The sequence below is a fragment of the Mesorhizobium sp. M0491 genome, assembly GCF_040321265.1.
Taxonomy (GTDB): domain Bacteria; phylum Pseudomonadota; class Alphaproteobacteria; order Rhizobiales; family Rhizobiaceae; genus Mesorhizobium.
This window is the reverse complement of record NZ_JAMYRE010000007.1, coordinates 47,804-69,270: the sequence shown is the minus strand read 5'-3', so window position 1 is coordinate 69,270 and position 21,467 is coordinate 47,804. Positions and strand designations below refer to the sequence as shown.

Annotated in this window: 22 protein-coding genes; 21 read left to right on the top strand and 1 reads right to left on the bottom strand. The window is 63.2% G+C overall.

Features of this window, described 5'->3' with window-relative positions:
- Positions 1–57 precede the first annotated feature (57 nt).
- From ldtR to NKI69_RS10670, 18 genes are all read left to right on the top strand, one after another.
- A complete protein-coding gene (ldtR, locus tag NKI69_RS10755) occupies positions 58–573 on the top strand; it encodes a transcriptional regulator LdtR (protein ID WP_008875359.1) in 516 nt (171 codons plus the stop codon).
- 176 nt (positions 574–749) lie between these two features.
- A complete protein-coding gene (locus NKI69_RS10750; protein ID WP_352611698.1) occupies positions 750–1,148 on the top strand; it encodes a hypothetical protein in 399 nt (132 codons plus the stop codon).
- 362 nt (positions 1,149–1,510) lie between these two features.
- Positions 1,511–2,764 carry a L,D-transpeptidase family protein gene (locus NKI69_RS10745; protein ID WP_023810224.1) on the top strand — a complete coding sequence of 418 codons (1,254 nt, stop codon included), beginning with the start codon at positions 1,511–1,513 and terminating at the stop codon, positions 2,762–2,764.
- Positions 2,765–2,906: 142 nt separating this feature from the next.
- Positions 2,907–4,553 carry a Na+/H+ antiporter gene (locus tag NKI69_RS10740; protein ID WP_352442548.1) on the top strand — a complete coding sequence of 549 codons (1,647 nt, stop codon included), beginning with the start codon at positions 2,907–2,909 and terminating at the stop codon, positions 4,551–4,553.
- A 179-nt stretch (positions 4,554–4,732) separates the two neighbouring features.
- Positions 4,733–6,046: a serine hydroxymethyltransferase gene (gene glyA, locus NKI69_RS10735; RefSeq protein WP_023810225.1), complete on the top strand. Its 1,314-nt coding sequence runs from the start codon at positions 4,733–4,735 to the stop codon at positions 6,044–6,046.
- Positions 6,047–6,122: 76 nt separating this feature from the next.
- Entirely contained in the window at positions 6,123–6,773 is a 651-nt protein-coding gene (locus NKI69_RS10730; protein WP_352721225.1) for a hypothetical protein, read from the top strand.
- 160 nt (positions 6,774–6,933) lie between these two features.
- The gene (gene nrdR / locus NKI69_RS10725) at positions 6,934–7,413 is read left to right on the top strand and encodes a transcriptional regulator NrdR (protein WP_023810227.1); all 480 of its coding nucleotides are present in this window, start codon (positions 6,934–6,936) and stop codon (positions 7,411–7,413) included.
- Between the two features lie 2 nt (positions 7,414–7,415).
- On the top strand, positions 7,416–8,531 hold the full coding sequence (gene ribD, locus NKI69_RS10720; RefSeq protein WP_023810228.1) for a bifunctional diaminohydroxyphosphoribosylaminopyrimidine deaminase/5-amino-6-(5-phosphoribosylamino)uracil reductase RibD: 1,116 nt from the start codon (positions 7,416–7,418) through the stop codon (positions 8,529–8,531).
- Positions 8,532–8,543: 12 nt separating this feature from the next.
- Positions 8,544–9,161 (top strand): riboflavin synthase, encoded by a 618-nt coding sequence (locus NKI69_RS10715; RefSeq protein ID WP_023810229.1) that lies wholly within the window; start codon positions 8,544–8,546, stop codon positions 9,159–9,161.
- Positions 9,161–9,364 carry a type II toxin -antitoxin system TacA 1-like antitoxin gene (locus tag NKI69_RS10710; protein ID WP_023810230.1) on the top strand — a complete coding sequence of 68 codons (204 nt, stop codon included), beginning with the start codon at positions 9,161–9,163 and terminating at the stop codon, positions 9,362–9,364. Before NKI69_RS10715 ends, NKI69_RS10710 begins: the two co-directional genes overlap by 1 nt.
- A gap of 107 nt (positions 9,365–9,471) precedes the next feature.
- Positions 9,472–9,966, top strand: a complete 495-nt coding sequence (ribH, locus tag NKI69_RS10705; protein WP_013532245.1) for a 6,7-dimethyl-8-ribityllumazine synthase — start codon at positions 9,472–9,474, stop codon at positions 9,964–9,966.
- Complete coding sequence (gene nusB, locus NKI69_RS10700; RefSeq protein WP_023810231.1) at positions 9,963–10,463, top strand: transcription antitermination factor NusB; 501 nt, start codon at positions 9,963–9,965, stop codon at positions 10,461–10,463. Before ribH ends, nusB begins: the two co-directional genes overlap by 4 nt.
- Positions 10,460–11,677: an MFS transporter gene (locus tag NKI69_RS10695; protein ID WP_352721223.1), complete on the top strand. Its 1,218-nt coding sequence runs from the start codon at positions 10,460–10,462 to the stop codon at positions 11,675–11,677. The genes nusB and NKI69_RS10695 overlap by 4 nt, the downstream gene beginning before the upstream one ends.
- A 177-nt stretch (positions 11,678–11,854) precedes the next feature.
- A complete protein-coding gene (gene osmF, locus NKI69_RS10690) occupies positions 11,855–12,766 on the top strand; it encodes a glycine betaine ABC transporter substrate-binding protein OsmF (protein WP_128305719.1) in 912 nt (303 codons plus the stop codon).
- 302 nt (positions 12,767–13,068) lie between these two features.
- Positions 13,069–14,232: an ABC transporter permease gene (locus NKI69_RS10685; protein WP_023810234.1), complete on the top strand. Its 1,164-nt coding sequence runs from the start codon at positions 13,069–13,071 to the stop codon at positions 14,230–14,232.
- A complete protein-coding gene (locus NKI69_RS10680) occupies positions 14,229–15,167 on the top strand; it encodes an ABC transporter ATP-binding protein (RefSeq protein ID WP_352721221.1) in 939 nt (312 codons plus the stop codon). Before NKI69_RS10685 ends, NKI69_RS10680 begins: the two co-directional genes overlap by 4 nt.
- Positions 15,164–15,913, top strand: a complete 750-nt coding sequence (locus tag NKI69_RS10675) for an ABC transporter permease (RefSeq protein WP_128305720.1) — start codon at positions 15,164–15,166, stop codon at positions 15,911–15,913. The genes NKI69_RS10680 and NKI69_RS10675 overlap by 4 nt, the downstream gene beginning before the upstream one ends.
- A 239-nt stretch (positions 15,914–16,152) precedes the next feature.
- Positions 16,153–18,294, top strand: a complete 2,142-nt coding sequence (locus tag NKI69_RS10670) for a sodium-translocating pyrophosphatase (protein ID WP_128305721.1) — start codon at positions 16,153–16,155, stop codon at positions 18,292–18,294.
- A gap of 267 nt (positions 18,295–18,561) precedes the next feature.
- Here the strand turns inward: NKI69_RS10670 and NKI69_RS10665 are convergent, their stop codons facing one another.
- On the bottom strand, positions 18,562–19,074 hold the full coding sequence (locus tag NKI69_RS10665; RefSeq protein WP_023810238.1) for an outer membrane protein assembly factor BamE: 513 nt from the start codon (positions 19,072–19,074) through the stop codon (positions 18,562–18,564).
- Positions 19,075–19,188: 114 nt separating this feature from the next.
- Here NKI69_RS10665 and NKI69_RS10660 point away from each other — a divergent pair, with 114 nt between their 5' ends.
- From NKI69_RS10660 to plsX, 3 genes are all read left to right on the top strand, one after another.
- On the top strand, positions 19,189–19,737 hold the full coding sequence (locus NKI69_RS10660; RefSeq protein WP_023810239.1) for a ubiquinol-cytochrome C chaperone family protein: 549 nt from the start codon (positions 19,189–19,191) through the stop codon (positions 19,735–19,737).
- The gene (locus NKI69_RS10655; protein WP_128305722.1) at positions 19,734–20,282 is read left to right on the top strand and encodes a YceD family protein; all 549 of its coding nucleotides are present in this window, start codon (positions 19,734–19,736) and stop codon (positions 20,280–20,282) included. Before NKI69_RS10660 ends, NKI69_RS10655 begins: the two co-directional genes overlap by 4 nt.
- Positions 20,283–20,395: 113 nt before the next feature.
- Positions 20,396–21,466 (top strand): phosphate acyltransferase PlsX, encoded by a 1,071-nt coding sequence (plsX, locus tag NKI69_RS10650; protein ID WP_023810241.1) that lies wholly within the window; start codon positions 20,396–20,398, stop codon positions 21,464–21,466.
- Position 21,467 lies beyond the last annotated feature (1 nt).

Sequence of the window (21,467 nt, the reverse complement as noted above, 5' to 3'; positions counted from 1 at the left end):
TCGCGATCAAGGTGAAAAACAAAAAATCACCAGGGCGACAAACGAGAGGCAAAGACAATGATCAATTCGCGTCCGGCGGCGAAGACCGCCAACGTATCCGACGATCGCCGCGAGGCTATCCGTTCCCTGTACATGGAATCGCTGCAGCTTGTTGAGCGGCTGCACCGCCGCCTGCTTGATGTGATCAAGGACGAATTCGACCGCAACGGCCGTTCCGACATCAATGCCATCCAGGCGCTGCTGCTGTTCAATATCGGCAATTCCGAGCTGACCGCCGGCGAGCTGCGCTCGCGTGGCTACTATCTCGGCTCGAACGTCTCCTACAATCTGAAGAAGCTGGTCGATCTCGGCTTCATCAACCACCAGCGCTCGCGCATCGACCGCCGTTCGGTCCGTGTCTCGCTGACGCCGAAGGGCAACGAGGTGGCGGAGGTCGTTGCCGGCCTCTACGAGCGTCATGTCGGCTCGATCGAACAGGTCGGCGGCATCAACACCGACGAGTTCAAGCAGATGAACCGCGCTTTGCAGCGGCTCGACCGCTTCTGGAACGACACCATCGCCTACCGGATGTAAGGCGCCGCATCGGATCCGGCCCGCGCCACAGAAGCGCGGCCGAAATATCGACCTTCAGTCAGGGCCGGTGCCGAGAGGCATCGGCCTTTTCTTTTCCTGATCCCAAAGCCCAAATATCCGGCCAGGTTTGCTTTCGCTGCAGCAGTGCCTAATGTCACGGCCTGGAGGGGCGCGTTATGGGTGAGGGAAAACGCACGAAGATTTGCTCGGTTGCCGCAGTGCTTTTGTTGGTCTCGCAAACGGCTTTTGCCGAGGAATGGTGGAAGGATTCTTTCGCTGGGGAAGGCAGCGAGCCCTGTGACAACAATGACTCGATAGTGACGTTTACCGACAAAGCAATGGAAATGTGGGAGGTCCGCTGCACGTTGGACAAGGTTCAGAAGATCAACCGCCTGGATGTCGTCATCCTGGATATGACGTGTACGGACGGCGAGAGCACAGACAAGAGGCGGGAGCTGCTGCTCAAACTCGAGGACAACAAAGTCCTGCGCTACCCCCAGCATGAGGTGTTGCAACGATGTTCGGAATTGAAGGCGAAGCCAGGTCCGGGCCCAAAGGTTGAAACCTCACACTGAGGGATCGTGAGGATAGGCAGCGCGTCTCGTGGAGCGGCCGAACCGCCGTCTGCTTGACGCGATCAAGGATGCCGATCGATACCGAAAAAGCACGGGCCTTTCATTTCGCTGCGGCGCCCGATGCAAATCGCGGGCCAAGGCCACGTTGCCGCCATATTCCAATGGAACCGAGAGTGGCAGTGATGCTGGTGTGAAGACCATGCGTTCACCCGCAATCTGTATCGCGCCTGGGCGCTGTCACACCAAGGTGATACGGAGCATGGTTGGCTAATTGTTAAGATTGCCAATTTTACAGTGCGGGCGAGATCGCCCGGTGATCAACGCAGCAAGTGATCGAACTGCTACAAATGTCTGGAACGTCCATGAGAACCAGCCGTCGTTTTTTCCTCTCCGGAGCCTCCGCGCTCGCAGCAGCGGTGGTCGCCGGCGGCGCCAATGCGCAAGATGTGATCGGTGATATCCTGAAATCCTCGGCGCGCGGCAATTGGGACGACCAGTTCGACGCCCGCGCCAGCGAGGGCGGCAAGGTGGCCTCGACGCTGCCGATCTTCAGCCCGCAGACCGTCGCCTTCACGGAACAGGCGGTCGGGCAATACCAGAACATTGTCGGGCAGGGTGGCTGGGTCGAGGTTCCCGCGACCAAGAAGCTGCAGCTTGGCGTCGATGATCCCGATGTGGTGCCGTTGCGCAAGCGGCTGATGGTTTCCGGCGACCTGTCGCAGAGCGCCGGCATTTCGACGGCTTTCGATTCTTATGTCGACTCGGCGGTCAAGCGCTTCCAGCTGCGCCACGGTCTGCCTGCCGATGGTGCGCTCGGCAAATACACCTATGCGGCGATGAACGTTTCGGCGCAGATCCGGCTCGGCCAGCTGCAGACCAATCTGCAACGGCTGCGCGAGAAGGCCGGCACGCTGGGCAGCCGCTACGTGCTGGTCGACATTCCGGCAGCGCAGGTCGAAGCGGTCGAGAACGATCGCGTCGTGCTTCGCCACACCGCGATCGTCGGCAAGATCGACCGGCAGACGCCGATCGTCAATTCCAAGATCAATGAGATCATCGTCAATCCATACTGGAACGCGCCCGTCTCGATCGTGCGCAAGGACATCATTCCGCTGATGCGGAAAAATCCCGATTATCTCAAGAACAGCCACATCCGCCTGTTCGCGCCCGATGGCAGCGAAGTCGATCCGATGAATGTGGACTGGTCGACCGACGACGCCGCCAAGTACCGTTTCCGCCAGGATCCCGGCTCGGAAAACGCCATGGCCTCGGTGAAGATCAATTTCCCGAGCCCTGACGGCGTCTACATGCACGACACGCCGCAGCAGAGCCTGTTCGGCAAGATGCTGCGTTTCGATTCCTCGGGCTGCGTGCGCGTGCAGAATGTGCGCGACCTCGTCACCTGGATCCTGCGCGACACGCCCGGCTGGGATCGCCAGCATTTCGAGGCGGCGATCAAGACCGGTGAAAACACGCCGATCCAGGTCACCAATCCGGTGCCGGTCCACTTCCTCTATCTCTCGGCTTGGTCGACCGGTCCGGGCGTGGTGCAGTTCCGCGACGACGTCTACGCGCTTGATGGCAACAACGAACTGCAGATCACGTCTGCGCTGTAAGCATTTGATTCTTATCTAAAAAGGCCGCCTCTCAGGGCGGCCTTTTTATTGATTGGGTGCCGCGGCGTTTTTCACGGGACGGGCGGCTGGACGGATCGGCCGGCTTTGCGCGCATGGTCGGCGGAAAGCCTGGAACCGGACCATGGAAGTCGCCGTCTTCATTCTGGTCGTGCTCGTCTTCGTGGCGCTTTCCGGCGCTCTGGTTCGCCTGGTGCGGGTACCGTTGCCGGTGCTGCAGATTGCGATCGGTGCCGCGCTCGCCTGGCCGGTGCGCGGCATCCATGTCGAGATCAATCCGGAACTGTTTCTGCTGGTGTTCATTCCGCCGCTGCTGTTCGGCGATGCCTATGGCGCGCCGAAGCGTGAATTGATGGCGCTGCGCAGACCGATCCTCGATCTTGCCATAGGGCTCGTCTTCTTCACCATCGTCGGCTTCGGCTACGCCTTGCACTGGCTGGTGCCGAGCATCCCGCTGGTCGTCGCTTTCGCGCTCGCCGCGGTGCTGTCGCCGACCGACGCGGTGGCCGTGTCCTCGATCGTCGACAGAAATGTCGTCCCGGCGCGGCTGATGCACATTCTGGAAGGCGAGTCGCTGCTCAACGATGCGTCGGGGCTGGTCATGTTCCGCTTTGCCGTCGCGGCGGTGCTGACCGGCAGCTTTTCCCTTGCCGCGGCTTCGCTCAGTTTTCTCTATGCCGTGGCGATCGGCATCCTGATCGGCGTGGCGGCGCTGTTCGTTGCCGCCAAGCTGCTGCAACTGCTCAACCGGATCGGCGGCGTGCCGGCCGAGGCGCAGGTGCTGGTGATGGTCCTGCTGCCCTTCATCGCCTATCTCGGCGCCGAGCATGTCGGAGCTTCCGGCATCCTGGCGGCGGTCACCGCCGGCCTGCTCACCGGCGGCTCCGGCGTGTTTCGCTTCCTCGGTGTCTCGGCGCGCATGCAGACGATGTCGCTGTGGACGACGCTTTCCTTCGTTTTCAACGGCGCTCTCTTCATCGTGCTCGGCCTGCAGCTTCCCGACATCATCCGCCATGTGCCGCCGGAACTCATGAGCCTGCACCCGATCATCCAGCCGATCGCGACCGTCATCGCGCTGACGCTGTGCCTGATCGCGTTGCGCTTCCTGTGGATCTGGGTGGGCGATATCGCGGCCGGCATCGCCGCGCGTCTGGGCAAGCGCAAGGTGGAGCCGTTCGGGTTGCGCGTGCGGCTTGCCGGTTCGGTGGCCGGCGTGCGCGGCGCCATTACGCTGGCCGGCATATTGTCGCTGCCGCTCGCCATGCCGGACGGCTCGCCTTTTCCGGCGCGCGACCTGGTCATTTTCCTGGCCGCTGGCGTCATCATCTGTTCGCTGGTCTTCGCCAGCCTCGCTCTGCCGACGATCGCCAGGGGGCTGGTCGAACCGGGCGAGGATGCCGGCGCAGCCGAGGAGCGCCTGGCGCGTGTCGGCGCCGCCAAGGCGGCAATCGCACGCATCGAGAGCATCGCTGGAGTTGGTGACGATGAGGGAGGCGAGGTGCCCGGCGCCAGGCTTGCCGCCGCCGACAGCATCGTCGCCGGCTACCGGCGCCGCATCGCCGCCTCGGACGAAGCCGATGAGGCCCGCGCTGAGGCGCGCGAAGCCGGAAGGCTGGAACTCGAGCTGAGATTTGCGGGCATCGAAGCCGAGCGCGAGGCCGTACGCGCCATGTTTCGCCGGGGCGAGATCAACGACCACACGTCGCAGGCGCTGTTTACCGAGATCACGCTCACCGAGGCCTTGCTGAGAGGCCGCAAGGCGAGGAAATAGCGACCTGAAGGCTTCGCTGGCGCAATCCGGCCAGCAAATTTCGCGCCGCAAACGTGGCGGGGCGAAAACAACTGTGTTAATGGCCCGGCAAATGCAAGTCGCCCAAAAGTGTGCAGCGGTTTTGGGACAACGACTTGCATAAATCGAAAATTGCCCCCGAACCCCGAGGATTTCAGGCCATGGCAACAGCAGCGGCAGTGTCGAACAAATTCGAATCCTTCTTCGAAACCACGCTGGCCGATGCCGATCCGGAGATTTTCGGCGCCATCCGCAACGAACTCGGTCGCCAGCGTCACGAGATCGAGCTGATCGCCTCGGAAAACATTGTTTCCCGCGCGGTGCTTGAGGCGCAGGGCTCGATCATGACCAACAAATATGCCGAGGGCTACCCGGGCAAGCGCTACTATGGCGGCTGCCAGTTCGTCGACGTGGCCGAGGAACTGGCCATCGAGCGCGCCAAGAAGCTGTTCGGCTGCAACTTCGCCAACGTCCAGCCGAATTCCGGCAGCCAGATGAACCAGGCCGTCTTCCTGGCGCTGTTGCAGCCCGGCGACACTTTCATGGGCCTCGACCTCAATTCCGGCGGCCATCTGACCCATGGTTCGCCGGTCAACATGAGCGGCAAATGGTTCAAGGTCGTCTCCTATGGCGTGCGCCAGGACGACCATCTGCTCGATATGGACGCCATCGAGAAGACAGCGCACGAGACCAAGCCGAAGCTGATCCTGGCCGGCGGCACCGCCTATTCCCGCGTTTGGGACTGGAAGCGCTTTCGCGAGATCGCCGATGCGGTCGGCGCCTATCTGATGGTCGACATGGCCCACATCGCCGGCCTCGTCGCCGGCGGCGTGCACCCGTCGCCGCTGCCGCATGCCCATGTCGTGACGACCACGACGCATAAATCGCTGCGCGGCCCGCGCGGCGGCATGATCCTGTGCAATGACGAGGACATCGCCAAGAAGATGAATTCGGCGGTGTTCCCAGGCCTGCAGGGCGGCCCGCTGATGCATGTCATCGCCGCCAAGGCTGTCGCTTTCGGCGAAGCGCTGAAGCCAGGCTTCAAGGTCTATGCCGAGAGCGTTGCCGCCAACGCCAAGGCGTTGGCCTCCAGCCTCAAGGAGACTGGTCTCGACATCGTCTCCGGCGGCACCGACAACCATCTCATGCTGGTCGACCTCAGGCCCAAGAACGCCACCGGCAAGCGCGCCGAGGCGGCGCTGGGCCGCGCCAACATCACCTGCAACAAGAACGGCATTCCGTTCGACCCGGAAAAGCCGTTCGTCACCTCGGGCGTGCGTCTCGGCACCCCGGCCGGCACCACGCGCGGCTTCGGCCAGGCCGAATTCCGCGAGATCGGCAAGCTGATCGCCGAAGTGCTGGACGGTCTCAAGGTTGCGAATTCCGACGAGGGCAATGCCGCTGTCGAAGCAGCGGTCAAGGCCAAGGTCGTGGCGCTGACCGATCGTTTCCCGCTCTATCCCTATCTGGGCTGACGCGATAGGAAGTCTTACGGCCTGCTGCAACGACAAGCGTCGTTGCAGCAGGCCGGGGCGGCCGGCAGGAGCCTTGATGATGCGACCATTTCGTTTCGCCGACCTTGGCGCCGTTGGCGCTCTGGCCGCTTTGATCGCCGTGCCTTTCCCCGGCATCGCCTTGGCGCAAACCGCCTCTGCTCAACCCGCGCCCGCGCAACCCGCACCTCAGGCCGAGCCGGCGGCGCCCGCCCAGCCGGCACCCAAGCTCGAAACTTTCGGCAGATGGTCGACCCTGGTCGACGAGGTCGACACCGGTGAGGATCTGCGCAAGACCTGCGCTGCCTCGACCGCCTTTATCGGCGCGGGCGGCGTGCCCGGTACCTTGACGCTCGTCAACACGAACGGCGATGCACTGCCGCCGGATGCCTACCCGTCCGTAACGATCGCCGTCGACAACAAGGATCTGCCGGCCGGCAAGTCCGTCGCCGCCACCTTCGGCGACGACAAGGGCCGTGTTGCCGCAAAACTCCATTCTGATGGCGCCGTAAACGGCCGGCTCAGCTGGACCGTGGACAACCAGGCCAAGACCAGCCTGGCGCTCCTGCGCGCCATGCGGCGGGCATCGGTGCTTGACGTCTCCTTCGGCGACGCGCCGGTTGGAAGCATATCCATGGACGGCTTCACCAAGGCCTATCGAAGTCTCGGCACATCATGCGGATTTCCGACCGCCGACGTCGCTCCCTGAAGACATCGGTACGCTGTGCGGCCGCCTGGCGAGGCTGGCAATCCTGCTTGCGCCTCGCTATCTCTGTGCGATGAAGGGCGATTGTTGGCGACACTTTGCCATCGCTGCAAAAACCTCTAAGCCTTTCGCTTCACCAGATTCGCCAACCAAAGGCTTCTCCATGCGCTGTCCCTATTGCCAGTCAGAAGATACGCAGGTGAAGGATTCGCGCCCCGCCGAGGATGGCGCGGCGATCCGCAGGCGGCGCGTCTGCCCCGATTGCGGCGGTCGCTTCACCACCTTCGAGCGCGTGCAGTTGCGCGACCTCGTCGTGGTCAAGAAATCGGGCCGCAAAGTACCCTTCGACCGCGACAAGCTGCTGCGTTCGGTGGAGATCGCCGTGCGCAAACGCAATGTCGATCCCGAGCGCATCGACCGCGCGGTGACCGGCATCGTGCGCCAGCTCGAAAGTTCCGGCGAGACTGAGGTTGCTTCGGGAGAAGTCGGCCGGCTGGTCATGGAAGCGCTGAAATCGCTCGACGATGTCGCCTATGTGCGTTTCGCCTCGGTCTACCGCAATTTTCGCGAGGCCAAGGATTTCCACGAACTGCTGGGCGAGCTCAAGGGCGACGAAATCAAGGGTGAAGAGGAAGCCAGCTGAGCATGACTGCAAGCGAACAGGCCGCCCTTGATCGCCGCTTCATGGCGGCGGCACTCAGACTGTCGCGAAAAAATGCCGGGCGCACCGCGACCAACCCCTCCGTCGGCACGCTGATCGTACGCGATGACGGCAATGGCCCGATGATCGTCGGCACCGGCGTCACCGCTGTCGGCGGCCGCCCGCATGCCGAGACCGAGGCCTTGGCCGAGGCCGGCGACCTCGCGCGCGGCGCCACCGCTTACGTCACGCTGGAGCCTTGCGCCCATCACGGCCGCACGCCGCCTTGCGCCAATGCGCTGGTCAATGCCGGTGTCGCACGCGTCGTCGGTGCGGCCAGCGATCCCGATTCGCGCGTATCCGGCAAGGGTTACGCGATCCTGCGTGCCGCCGGTGTCGAGGTGGTCGAGAAGGTGTTGGCCGAGCAAGCCGCCGAGCAGATGGCCGGCTATTTGATCCGATCATTGAGAAAACGCCCGGAAGTGATTCTCAAGCTTGCGCTTTCCAGCGACGGCAAGATCGGCAGGGAAGGCGGTGGGCAGGTGTCGATCACCGGAGATATCGCGCGCCGCGAAGTGTATCTGATGCGGGCCGAGGCGGATGGCATACTGGTTGGTATCGGGACGGCCCTTGAGGATGATCCGGCCCTGACGGTGCGTTTGCCGGGGCTGGAGAACCGTTCGCCTGCCCGCATCGTGCTCGACCGCCAGATCCGGTTGCCGGAGGCCTCGAAGCTGGTTTCGGGCGTCGACCGGGTGCCGCTCTATGTCGCCGCTTGCCTGGAGGCCGATCCGCTGCGGCGGGCAGCACTCGAACGCGCAGGCGTGCGCTTCATCGGCACTGAAACACATGAGGGCGGCATCGCTCTGCCGGAACTGCTCGAGGATCTGGCCGCGCTCGGCATGGGCAGCGTGCTGGTCGAGGGCGGCGCCAAGGTGGCGAGCGCCTTCCTGGCCGATGGGTTGGTCGACCGCGTTGTGCTGTTCCAGGGGCCGGAAGCGATCGGCGACGACGGCATTGCATCGCCGATCGACGCCGACCATATCCCGGCAGGATTTCGCAAACTGCGCGACATGCGTTTCGGCGAAGACAGCTACGCCGAGTGGATAAGAGACCTCTAGGGATCAACACCAATGTTTACCGGAATTGTCACCGATGTCGGCACTGTCGCTTCCGTCGAGCCGCTCAGGGAAGGGGTGGGGCTGCGCATCGACACCGCCTATGATCCGCAGACCATCGCCATCGGCGCCTCGATCTCCTGCGGCGGTGTTTGCCTGACAGTCACTGCCTTGCCCGACAGCGGCTCGAACGCGCGCTGGTTCGAGGTCGAGGCTTGGGAAGAGGCGCTGAGGCTGACGACGGCCTCGGGCTGGAAATCCGGCACCAAGGTCAATCTGGAGCGGGCGCTGAAGATCGGCGACGAACTCGGCGGCCACATCGTTTCGGGCCATGTCGACGGCATGGCCGAAATCGTCGAGCGCAAGGATGAGGGCGACGCCGTGCGCTTCACGCTGGAGGCGCCGCGCGACCTGGCGAAGTTCATCGCGCCCAAGGGCTCCGTCGCGCTCGACGGCACCTCGCTCACCGTCAACAAGGTCGAAGGCACGCGCTTCGACGTGCTTTTGATCCACCATTCGCTGACCGTGACCACCTGGGGCGAGCGCAAGGTCGGCGACCGCGTCAACCTCGAGATCGACACCATGGCCCGCTATGCGGCGCGGCTGGTGGAGGCGACGAAAGAGGGGCTTTGATGACCAAGGACAGGGTGAATTCCACGCAGGAAGACAAGTTGATGCGTGAGGTGCAGGCCGATGTGAACACCGAAGAGCACTCGCAACTCGATCTGTCCGTCAACGACAGCAGAGTCTTCGTTGAAGCCTTGATCAATCCTCGATCGGTGAACGATCGTCTGCGCGATACCGTGCGTGGCTACCGTCACAATACAGGCGTATGAGCACTGGAAACCAATAAGTTCTGCGGACCTTCGGCAACGTGGACAATCTTCCGCTTGCGATGAACCCGGCTTCGGCCTAAGTCACCGGCAACTCCCCGGAGACTTTTATGGCTGGTACATCCCAACACGGCAAAGCCTTCATTCGTCCGAAGGCGAAGGCGCATCTGCTTATTGTCGAAGCGCGCTTTCACGACGACCTTGCCGACGCGCTGCTCGATGGCGCGACAAGCGCGCTCGATGAAGCGGGCGCGACTTATGATGTCGTCACCGTCCCAGGTTCGCTCGAAATCCCCGCGGTGATCACCTTTGCACTGGACGGCGCGACGGAAGGCGGCACACATTATGATGGCTTTGTCGCGCTCGGCACCGTCGTCCGCGGAGACACCTATCATTTCGACATTGTCGCCAATGAATCCAGCCGCGCGCTCATGGATTTGAGCGTGCAGGACTCTGTCTGCATAGGCAATGGCATCCTCACCACCGAGAATGACGCCCAGGCCTGGACTCGCGCCAAGCGCTCGGAAGGCGACAAGGGCGGCTTTGCCGCGCGTGCGGCGCTGACCATGATTGCCCTCAAGGAACAACTGGGAGCGCGATCGTGAGCGAACCCGCTTCGCCCGGCCAGCCCTCGGTGCGCCACGCCAACAAACGCGGCGCTGCCCGTCTGGCCGCCGTGCAGGCGCTCTATCAGATGGATGTCGCCGGCAGTGGCGTCTTCGAGATCACCGCCGAATACGAGGCCTTTCGTCTCGGCAAGGAAGTCGACGGCGCGCTCTACCGCGAGGCCGATGCGCAATGGTTCCGCGCTATTCTGGCGGGTGTCGTCGAGAACCAGAAGACCATCGATCCGATCATCCGCCAGGCGCTGACCGAGGACTGGCCATTGTCGCGGCTCGATTCGACGCTGCGCGCCATCCTGCGCGCCGGCGTCTACGAGCTGATGAAGCGCGAGGATGTCCCCGTCGCCGTCATCGTCTCCGAATATGTCGACATCGCTAAGGCCTTCTACGAGGAAGATGAGCCGAAGCTGGTCAATGCCGTGCTCGACCGTGTGTCTCGCCGGGTGCGTGGCGAGGGGCGCGGCAAGGACGCATCATGACGGCCATCGCCCTCGATGCCAGTCAGGAGGCGCGACGCACGGCGCTGATCCTGGCCGCCTCGCAGGCGATCATCGGCTCGGCGGCCCCCATCGCCATCTCCGTGGGGGCGCTGGCCGGGCAATATCTGCTTGGTCCCGACAAATCATTGGCGACAGCGCCGATCACCGGCTTCAACATCGGCGTGGCGCTCGGCGCGCTGCCTGCGGCGGCTATCATCCGTAGTATGGGCCAGCGCGGCGGTTTCATGACCGGCACGATCGTCACGGCGCTCGGTGGCCTGATCGCCACGCTAGCGCTTTTTCAAGGCAGCTTCTGGCTGTTTGCCTTTGGCTTGCTCACGATCGGTGTCGGCGGCGCCTTCGTCCAGCAGTTCCGCTTCGCCGCCGCCGACAACGCACCGCCTGAATTCAAGGCGCGCGCCATCTCCTTCGTGCTGGCCGGCGGCATCGTCACCGCCATCCTCGGACCGCAGATCGTCATCTTCACCCGCGAATTGCTTGCGCCGGTCATGTTTGCCGGTTCGTTCGTCTCCATCCTGCCGCTGGCAGCGGTCGGCGCCATCATCCTGTCGTTCCTGCGGCTGCCGACGAAAGCATCCGGCAAGGTGGAGATCGCCGACAGCGACGCCAGGCCGCTGGCTGAAATCGTCACGCAGCCGCGTTTCGTCGCCGCGCTTTTCTGCGCGGTTGGCAGCTATGCGCTGATGAGCTTCGTCATGACGGGCGCACCGCTGGCCATGGTCGGTTGCGGCCTGTCGGAGAACGACGCGACGCTCGGCATCTCCTGGCACGTCATGGCGATGTTCGCGCCAAGCTTCTTCACCGGCTCGCTGATCCATCGCTTTGGCGCCGAACGCATTGTGGCCACCGGCCTGATCCTGCTCATCGGCTGCGCCATTGTCGCTCTGTCGGGCCTGGCGCTGTGGCAGTTCTGGACGTCGCTGATCCTGCTAGGCCTTGGCTGGAACTTCGGCTTCATTGGCGCGACCGCGATGGTGGCCGCCACCTACCGGCCGTCGGAAAAGGGCAAGGTGCAAGGCTTCCACGACTTCGTCCTGTTCGGCTCCGTCGCCTGCGCCTCGCTGATGTCGGGCATGGTCTACAATGCCTGGGGCTGGGAGATGCTGAACTGGATAGTCTTTCCGGTCACCGTCCTGTGCTTCGTGGCGCTCGGCGCGCTCAAGCTGACGAGCTTGCGCAAAGCCGAAGCCTGATCCATCCGCCGTTTCACCTGACACGGCGCTGTCAGCACGATGTCGGTCGAATTTACCGCTCCGTAACAAAAATATTGCGTCTGTACCTATTGTTATGAAACCGTGTGCCCCGACTGGCCGTTGAAGCCATGCTCATATGCGGTCACCGCGTTTCGGTTCATAGCAAGGGGTTTCACAATGTTTTCAGTCAAGTTTCTGGCCGGCGCGGCATTGGCGCTCGGCATTACGGTGGCTACCGCCAATGCCCAGGTGGTTGTCTCTTCCAAGATCGACACAGAGGGCGGCGTGCTCGGCAACATCATCCAGCTCGTGCTCAACGCCAACAACATCAAGACATCGGACCGTATCCAGCTCGGTGGCACGCCGGTGGTGCGCAAGGCGATCACCGCCGGCGAGATCGACATCTATCCCGAATATACCGGCAACGCCGCTTTCTTCTTCGAAAAGGCCGACGACCCGGTCTGGAAAGACGCCGCCAAGGCCTATGAAACGGCCAAGAAGCTCGACTACGACGCCAACAAGATCGTCTGGCTGTCGCCGTCGCCCGCAAACAACACCTGGGCGATCGCGCTGCGCAAGGAAGTCGCCGAGACCAACAAACTTGCCACGCTCACCGACTTCGGCAAATATGTCGCGGGCGGCGGTCAGGTGGTGCTGGCGGCTTCCGCCGAGTTCGTCAATTCGGCGGCTGCACTTCCGGCTTTCCAGACCACCTATGGCTTCACGCTGAAGCCGGACCAACTGATCACCCTTTCGGGCGGCGACACGGCAGCAACCATCGCAGCGGCCGCCAACCAGACCAACGGCGCCAATGCAGCCATGGTCTACGGCACCGATGGCGGCATCGCACCGTCCGGCCTCGTCGTGCTCGACGACGACAAGGGCGTGCAGCCGGTCTACCAGCCGGCGCCGATCATCCGCGAAGCGGTGCTGAAGGAACATCCCGAGATCGAGACGCTGCTGAAGCCGGTCTTCGCCAAGCTCGACCTCGTCACGCTGCAGGAGCTGAACGGTCGCGTGCAGGTCGGCGGCGAGCCGGTCAAGGGCGTCGCCGAGGACTTTTTGAAGAAGAACGGGTTTTTGAAGTAGTCAGTGACACCGGTGCAAGGCACCCCCCTCTGGAAGCTGCTGATCTCCCCCCTTGCGGGGGAGATGTCCGGCAGGACAGAGGGGGGTGCTGTCCCGCCGACCTCCCAACCCGTCAAAGGTGCATGCCTCGACAGGGTTGCTTCTGAACAAGCCGACACCCGAAAGTTGGCGATCCTTCACACCCCCCTCTGGCCTGCCGGCCATCTCCCCCGCAAGGGGGGAGATCGGATATCGCGTCGGTTTTCGCCAATCCCCAAAGAAAGCTGCGCGATGTGGCAAATCGCCCCTCATGAGGGGCAACCATGACTCCCCGCTTCGACAAGCTCGGCGTGGTCATCGCCGCGATATCAGCCTACGCGGCTTTTGCCGCGCCCTTTGCCACGTTCCGTGCCAACCGCATCGTCCCCGGCCAGGCGCGCTCGATTCTCGAGGCGCTGCCGGCAACGACCGGGACGCTGCTGCTCGCCATCATTGTCGCCGCAGCACTCATCGCGCTGTTCAAGACACCACTTGTGCTGCGCCTTGCCGCCAGCGTGATGGCGCTTGCCGCGCTCGCGCTGCTGATCGGTGTCGCCGGAACATTTCTCACGCCGGCGGGCAACACCTTCGCCAGAGTTTCGCCAGCCTCCGGTTTCTGGATTCTGATCTTTGCCTTCACGCTTTTGCTCGCCGACGTGCTGACAAGGCTGAACCTGTCGCCATTGGCGCGGGTTGGCGTGCTTGTGGTCGCGGCTTTGGCGATCGGGCTGCTGTTGATTTCGGGAAGCTGGGACAATCTATCGATCCTGAAGGAATATTTCAACCGCGCCGACAGTTTCTGGGCGGAGGGCTCCAAGCATGTGACGCTGGCGCTCGGTTCGCTGGCCGCCGCGGTGATCGTCGGCCTGCCGCTCGGCATCCTGTGCCATCGCGTCGAAAATCTGCGGGCCGGGGTTCTCAACGTGCTCAACATCATCCAGACCATTCCCTCGATCGCGCTGTTCGGCCTGCTGATCGCGCCGCTCGGCTGGGTTGCCGCGCATGTGCCGGGGGCTGCCGCGCTCGGTATTCGCGGCATCGGCACCGCTCCCGCCTTCGTCGCGTTGTTCCTTTACTCGCTGCTGCCGGTGGTGGCCAACACGGTGGTCGGTCTCGCCGGCGTGCCGCGCGCGGCCAACGACGCGGCGCGCGGCATGGGCATGACCGACAGGCAGCGCCTGTTCGGCATCGAGTTTCCGCTGGCTTTTCCTGTCATCCTCACCGGCATCCGTATCGTTTTGGTGCAGAACATCGGCCTCGCCACCATTGCCGCGCTGATCGGCGGCGGCGGTTTCGGCGTGTTCGTCTTCCAGGGTGTGGGTCAGACGGCAATGGACCTTGTGCTGCTCGGCGCCGTGCCGACGGTCGCGCTCGCCTTTGCCGCCGCCATCATCCTCGATGCGGTGATCGAAATGACCGCCACCAAGCGCAGGGTTGAAACGGCATGATCGAGATCGAAGGCATCACTAAGCGCTATGACGCGACGACCGTGGTCGATGACGTGTCGATGGTCATCGAGCCGCGCACCATCGCCGTCATCGTCGGCACGTCCGGTTCCGGCAAGACGACGCTGCTGCGCATGATCAACCGGCTGGTCGAGCCGACCTCGGGCATCATCAAGCTCGACGGCGCCGACAATCGTTCGCTGCCCGGTTACGAGCTGCGCCGCAGCATCGGCTACGCCATCCAGGGCCACGGCCTGTTTTCACATCGCACGGTGGCACAGAACATTGCCACCGTGCCGGTGCTGCTTGGCTGGGACAAGGACCGTATCAAGGCCCGGGTCGACGAGCTGATGACGCTCTATCAGCTCGATCCCGAAGCCTTCGGGCCGCGCTATCCGCACGAACTGTCCGGCGGCCAGCAGCAGCGCGTCGGCGTTGCCCGCGCACTCGCCGCCGAGCCCAACGTGCTGTTGATGGACGAACCGTTCGGCGCCCTTGACCCGATCATCCGCACCAAGGCGCAGGAGGATCTGCTGGCGATCCAGAAGCGCTTCGGCACCACCATCATCCTCGTCACCCACGACATGGAAGAGGCCGTGCATATGGGCGACAAGATCGCGGTCATGGATGCCGGCAAGCTGGTGCAATACGCCAAGCCAGCCGAGATCCTGGCAAAGCCGGCAAGCGCCTTCGTCGAGACCCTGGTTGGCGCCAGCGAGAGGCCGTTCCGGTTGCTGTCGCTCGGCCGGGTCCGCGATGCCGTGGAGAAGGGCTCCGCCGAAGGCGAGGCGATCCCCGGCGATGCCAGCCAGCGCGACGCGCTGGCCGAATTGCTGTGGTCGGGCCGGCCGGCGCTGCCGGTCTCAGGCACCGACGGCAAGCCGCTTGGCCGCGTGACCATCGACGGGCTGGTGAAGCGCGCGGCGAGGCCGGCATGAAGGCCTGGCTTCCATCGCTGCTCAGGCTAGCCTTGGTGGTGCTGCTCGTTGCCTTCGTCACCAATCCGGGCTGGTTCGAGCCGCTGCTGAAGCCGCTGACCGAAAACAATGCGCCGGTGATCTACAATCAGGGCAGCCTGCTGACACTGACATTGCTGCATTTGCGCACGGTTCTGATCGCCACCGTGGCCGCAACCATCGTCGCGGTGGCGCTTGCCATCCTGGTCACCAGGCCGGCCGGCGCCGAATTCCTGCCGCTATCGCGCAGCCTGGTCAACATCGGCCAGACCTTTCCGCCGGTGGCGGTGCTGGCGCTTGCGGTGCCGGCCGTCGGCTTCGGCGAGAAGCCGACGCTGATCGCCCTGTTTCTCTACGGCCTGTTGCCGATCTTCGAAAATGCGCTGACCGGCCTGACGACGCTGCCGGCCAATGTCGTCGAAGCGGCGCGCGGCGCCGGCATGACCGGTTGGCAAAGGCTCACCAAGGTCGAGCTGCCGCTCAGCGCCCCGATCATTCTCGGCGGCATCAGGCTGTCGGTGGTGATCAGTCTTGCCACCGCGACCATCGGTTCGACCGTGGCAGCCAAAACGCTGGGCGAAGTGATCATCGCCGGGCTGTTGTCCAACAATCTCGCCTTCGTCCTGCAGGGCGGCCTGATCGTGGCAGCCCTTGCCGTGCTGATCTATGACGGTCTATCGGCGATCGAGCGCTACACGGCGCGCCGCATGGGCCGGGAGACCGAGTAGCCGCGTCTTGCGTCAAGGCCAATTTCAATCGATCTAATAGGAGAGTGCTAACGGCAGCCGCCGCTTGGCCCCAACCATTTAGGCGAAAGCCGGGCAAAAACCGAACAATATCTTGACGTTCGCAGCCCTGTTTCGCATACACCGCTGCGAAGAGGCGGATTCCGTGCACGGAATCCGGTCTTTGTCTCAACGGCCCAGGGAGGGGTTCTTTTGGGCCATCAATCGAGGAAAATCCGGCAATGACAATTATTTCCGCCGTCATCGCCTGCGGCCTGCTTTCAATCCTTTACGCCATCTGGGCGACACGTTCGGTCCTTGCGGCCGATCAGGGCAATGCACGCATGCAGGAAATCTCCGCGGCTATCCGCGAGGGCGCACAGGCCTATCTGGCGCGTCAGTACACCACCATCGCCATCGTTGGCGTCGTCGTCCTCGTGCTCGCCTGGTGGCTGCTGTCCATCACCGCCGCGATCGGCTTCCTGATCGGTGCAGTGCTTTCAGGCGCCGCCGGCTTCATCGGCATGCATGTCTCCGTTCGCGCGAATGTTCGTACGGCGCAGGCCGCATCGAACAGCCTCGCTGCCGGCCTCGACATCGCGTTCAAATCGGGCGCCATCACCGGCATGCTGGTTGCTGGCCTGGCCTTGCTCGGCGTTTCGATCTACTACCTCATCCTGACCCACTTCATGGGCCTCCAGCCCAATGATCGCATCGTCATCGACTCGCTGGTCTCGCTCGGCTTCGGCGCATCGCTGATCTCGATCTTCGCCCGTCTCGGCGGCGGCATCTTCACCAAGGGCGCCGACGTCGGCGGCGATCTCGTCGGCAAGGTCGAAGCCGGTATTCCCGAAGACGATCCGCGCAACCCGGCCACCATCGCCGACAATGTCGGCGACAATGTCGGCGACTGCGCCGGCATGGCCGCTGACCTGTTCGAAACCTATGCGGTGACCGTTGTCGCCACCATGGTTCTGGCTGCCATCTTCTTTGGCGGTACCGCCGTTCTGGGTGCAGCCATGCTTTATCCGCTCGCTATCTGCGGCGCCTGCATCCTGACCTCGATCGTCGGCACCTTCTTCGTCAAGCTCGGTTCCAACGGCTCGATCATGGGCGCACTCTACAAGGGCCTGATCGTCACCGGCCTGCTGTCCATCGTCGGCCTCGGCGTCGCCACCCATGTCACCCTCGGCTGGGGCGAGATCGGCACCGTCGCCGGCATGGTCATCACCGGCAAGAACCTGTTCATATGCGGCCTGGTCGGCCTCGTGGTGACCGGTCTCATCGTGGTCATTACCGAATACTACACCGGCACCAACAAGCGCCCGGTCAACTCTATCGCCCAGGCGTCGGTCACCGGTCACGGCACCAACGTCATCCAGGGCCTTGCGGTCTCGCTGGAATCGACGGCGCTGCCGGCGATCGTCATTGTCGGCGGCATCATCTCGACCTATCAGCTTGCCGGCCTCTTCGGTACGGCGATCGCCGTCACGACGATGCTCGGTCTTGCCGGTATGATCGTTGCGCTCGATGCCTTCGGCCCGGTCACCGACAATGCCGGCGGCATTGCCGAAATGGCCGGCCTGCCCAAGGAAGTGCGCCAGTCCACCGACGCGCTCGACGCGGTCGGCAACACCACCAAGGCGGTGACCAAGGGTTACGCCATCGGTTCGGCCGGTCTCGGCGCACTGGTGCTGTTTGCCGCCTACTCTAACGACCTGAAGTTCTTTGCCGCCAATGGCGACAAATATCCCTACTTCCAGGGCATGGGCGAGATCTCCTTCGATCTCTCCAACCCATACGTCGTCGCTGGCCTGATCTTCGGCGGTCTGATCCCGTATCTGTTCGGCGGCATCGCCATGACGGCCGTCGGCCGCGCGGCGGGCGCCATCGTCGAGGAAGTGCGCAAGCAGTTCCGCGAGGATCCGGGCATCATGGCTGGCACCTCGAAGCCGAACTACGCACGCGCGGTCGACCTGCTGACCAAGGCGGCAATCAGGGAAATGATCATCCCGTCGCTGCTGCCGGTGCTGGCGCCGCTCGTGGTCTATTTCGGCGTGCTGCTGATCTCGGGTTCGAAGGCGTCCGCTTTTGCCGCCCTTGGTGCCTCGCTGCTCGGCGTCATCGTCAATGGCTTGTTCGTCGCCATCTCGATGACCTCTGGCGGCGGTGCCTGGGACAACGCCAAGAAGTCCTTCGAAGACGGCTTTGTCGACAAGGACGGCGTCAAGCATCTCAAGGGTTCCGAAGCGCACAAGGCTTCGGTGACCGGCGACACGGTCGGCGACCCCTACAAGGACACCGCCGGTCCGGCCGTCAACCCGGCGATCAAGATCACCAACATCGTGGCGCTCTTGCTGCTGGCCGTGCTCGCGCACGGCTGATCAAAAGCATCCACTCGAAAACAGAACCCGCGGGAGCGATCCCGCGGGTTTTTTGTTGAAGCGATGACAACGTCGACCCTTCAGCGCTTCGCTTCGCCTAGGTCCTCCAGTGCGTGGTGTGCAAGCATCTCATCCAGGCTCGGCTCGCGTTTCCTTGGCCACGGCCACACCGGTGAACGATCCCCATAACAAAAACCCGCAGGATCGCTCCCGCGGGTTTTTGGTCGCCTGAGATGATGAGGCTTCCGAAATGGAAGCCGAAAGGAATTAGACGCCGCCGCCCGGAATGCTGGGTGCCAGCTTGCTGGCACCGTTGATGATCTGGCTGAGGAAGTTCTGGTCCTTGCCGCCGGTCGGTGTGGTGCGCGAGATGAAGTCGAACATCTTGCCGTCCTTCATCCCGTAATTGGCGATCTGGGTGACGCGGCCATCGGCGCCGAAATAGACCGCCAGCACATGCTGGTCAATCAGCCGTGGCTTGTCGAAGGCGACGTAGCGCTTGCGCGTCTGCGAAATGTAATAGAAGGCCTCGTTGTCGAAGGTCGCGGTCGTCGACGGCGTGCCGAGCGCCAGAAGCACCTGCTCGCGGCTCGAACCGACCGGCACCAGGTCGATTGCCTGCTGGTCTATGACGTAACCTTGCGTCAGCGTCTCACTTGGGCTGAGGTCGCCGATCATCTTGGAGGTGTGGCAGGCGGACAGTGCCGAAACGATCATCAGCAGCGAGATCGCGCCGGCGGGCCTGGACGAGAAGGTCGACTTGAAATTCAGCGCGCGCAACAACAACTCCATTAGCTGGCCGCAACTTGCGCTGGGCCGCGAAACCGGTAAACCAGCTTGCTTGCCGATGCAACAAGCCCACTTCAACAAACGGTCCCCAGGAGACCATCCCCAATGTTCCAGCGCTTTTTTGGCCGCGAACGCTACGCCAACCGCGCTATCACCGAGGCGCTTTACGCACAAATCGTGGCGGCGGCGCGGCAGACCGTGTTTTATTCCCACTGGAATGTGCCAGACACGCCGCTTGGCCGTTTCGAGATGCTGTCGCTGCACATGTTCCTGTTCCAGCACAGGTTGCGCGGGGAGGGCGGTGCGGCGCAAGAGGTCGCCCAGGTTCTGATCGACGAGTTCTTCCTCGACGTCGACCATTCGTTGCGGGAATTGGGCATTGGCGACGTGGGCGTGCCCAAACGCATGAAAAAGCTGGCAAAGATGTTTTATGGCCGAACCGCTGCCTATGACGATGCCCTGAAAAGAAACGACCATGAAGGGCTGACCGCGGCTCTTGCCCGCAATGTCCGGCCCGACGCGGGCGCCTGGCTGGAAGCATCGCTGCTGGCCAACTATGTTACCGACGCGCGCAGTCATCTGGCCGCGCAGACATCCGAATCGATTGTCTCCGGCACGCTGACCTTTCCCGCCGCCAAGGAGGTTGAACAATGAAGCATGTTGACCCGCAAAGCCCGGTCTCCTTCCGGGCAAACGTTACGCGCCTGCCGCAGAAGGGCCTGCCGCTGGTTATCGAGGCCGATGCCGCGCAGCGTGCGGCACTGGCCGAGGAGCACGGGCTGATTTTGGTCGAATCCTATCGCGCCGAGCTTCTGGTCGCGTCGTGGAAGCGCAATGGCGTGAAGATAAGCGGTCGCGTCGAAGCCGACATCACCCAGGCCTGCATCGTCACGCTCGAGCCTGTCGAGGCGCATATCGACGAACCGGTCGAAGCGCTGCTGCTGCCCGAGGATTCCAAGCTTGGACGGCAGGGTTTCGATGGTGGCGGCGAGATCCTGCTCGACGCGGAAGGCCCTGACAGTCCAGAGACATTTTCCGGTGACACGATCGATGTCGGGGCAATCGCCGAACAGTATTTCGGGCTCGCCATCGACCCCTATCCGCGCAAGCAGGGCGCATCGCTCAACACCGGCAGCGAGAACGAACCGGCGGAGAATGAATTTCAGCAAAAACTGCGATCCTTGCTGGGAAAATCCTGAAAAGCTCGCCCGCGACGGAAAAGTCGGTTGTGCGGCAGCCCAAAACCGTTATTTTCGCCGAACCTTCGCGGTCGCTAAAGCGACCTGCCGCCTAACCGTGAGATAAATACCGCGTGATCAGGATTTCCATCGATGCCATGGGCGGCGATCACGGACCAGCCGTGGTCATTCCAGCGCTCATGACGGTCGCGACCCGTCGTCCCGACATCCGCTTCGTCATCTTCGGGCGTGAGGAGGTCGTGCGCCCGGAGCTTGCCAAATTTCCCAAGCTCGCCGAGATCAGTGAATTCTTCCATTGCGAAATTGCGGTCAGGATGGACGACAAGCCGAGCCAGGCGCTGCGCCACGGCCGCTGGAAGTCATCAATGTGGAAGGCCGTCGAAGCGGTCAAGGCCGGCACGGCCGACGCCTGCATTTCCGCCGGCAACACCGGCGCGCTGATGGCGATGTCGAAATTTTGCCTGCGCACCATGGCCACCATCGATCGCCCGGCGATCGCAGCCCTTTGGCCGACATTGCGCGGCGAAAGCGTGGTGCTGGACGTCGGCGCGACCATTGGGGCCGATGCGCAACAGCTCATTGATTTTGCCATTCTCGGCACCGGCATGGCGCGCTCGGTCTTCGGCATAGCCCGGCCCAGCGTCGGCCTGCTCAATGTCGGCGTCGAGGAGATCAAGGGCCAGGAAGAGGTCAAGGAGGCCGGGCGCATGCTGCGCGAAGCCAACATGGCCTCGATGAACTATCACGGTTTCGTCGAGGGTGACGATATCGGCAAGGGCGTGGTCGACGTCGTCGTCACCGAAGGCTTTGCCGGCAACATCGCGCTGAAGACGGCGGAAGGCACGGTGCGCCAGATCGGTGGCTATCTGCGCGCCGCGATGAGCCGGACTCTGATGGCCAGGATCGGCTATATCTTCGCCAAGGGCGCCTTCGATCGCCTGCGCGAAAAGATGGATGTCGGCCGCTCCAATGGCGGCGTTTTCCTGGGGCTGAGCGGCATCGTCGTCAAAAGCCATGGCGGTGCTGATTCTGACGGGTTCGCCGCCGCGATCGAACTCGGCTATGACATGGTCCGCAACAACCTACTCGACCGCATCGAGGCCGATCTGGACCTGTTTCATGCGCGCAACCCGCGTGCCCTGTCAGCTAGGAAATCCGACGTCGTCACCGACGCAAAGGAATAGG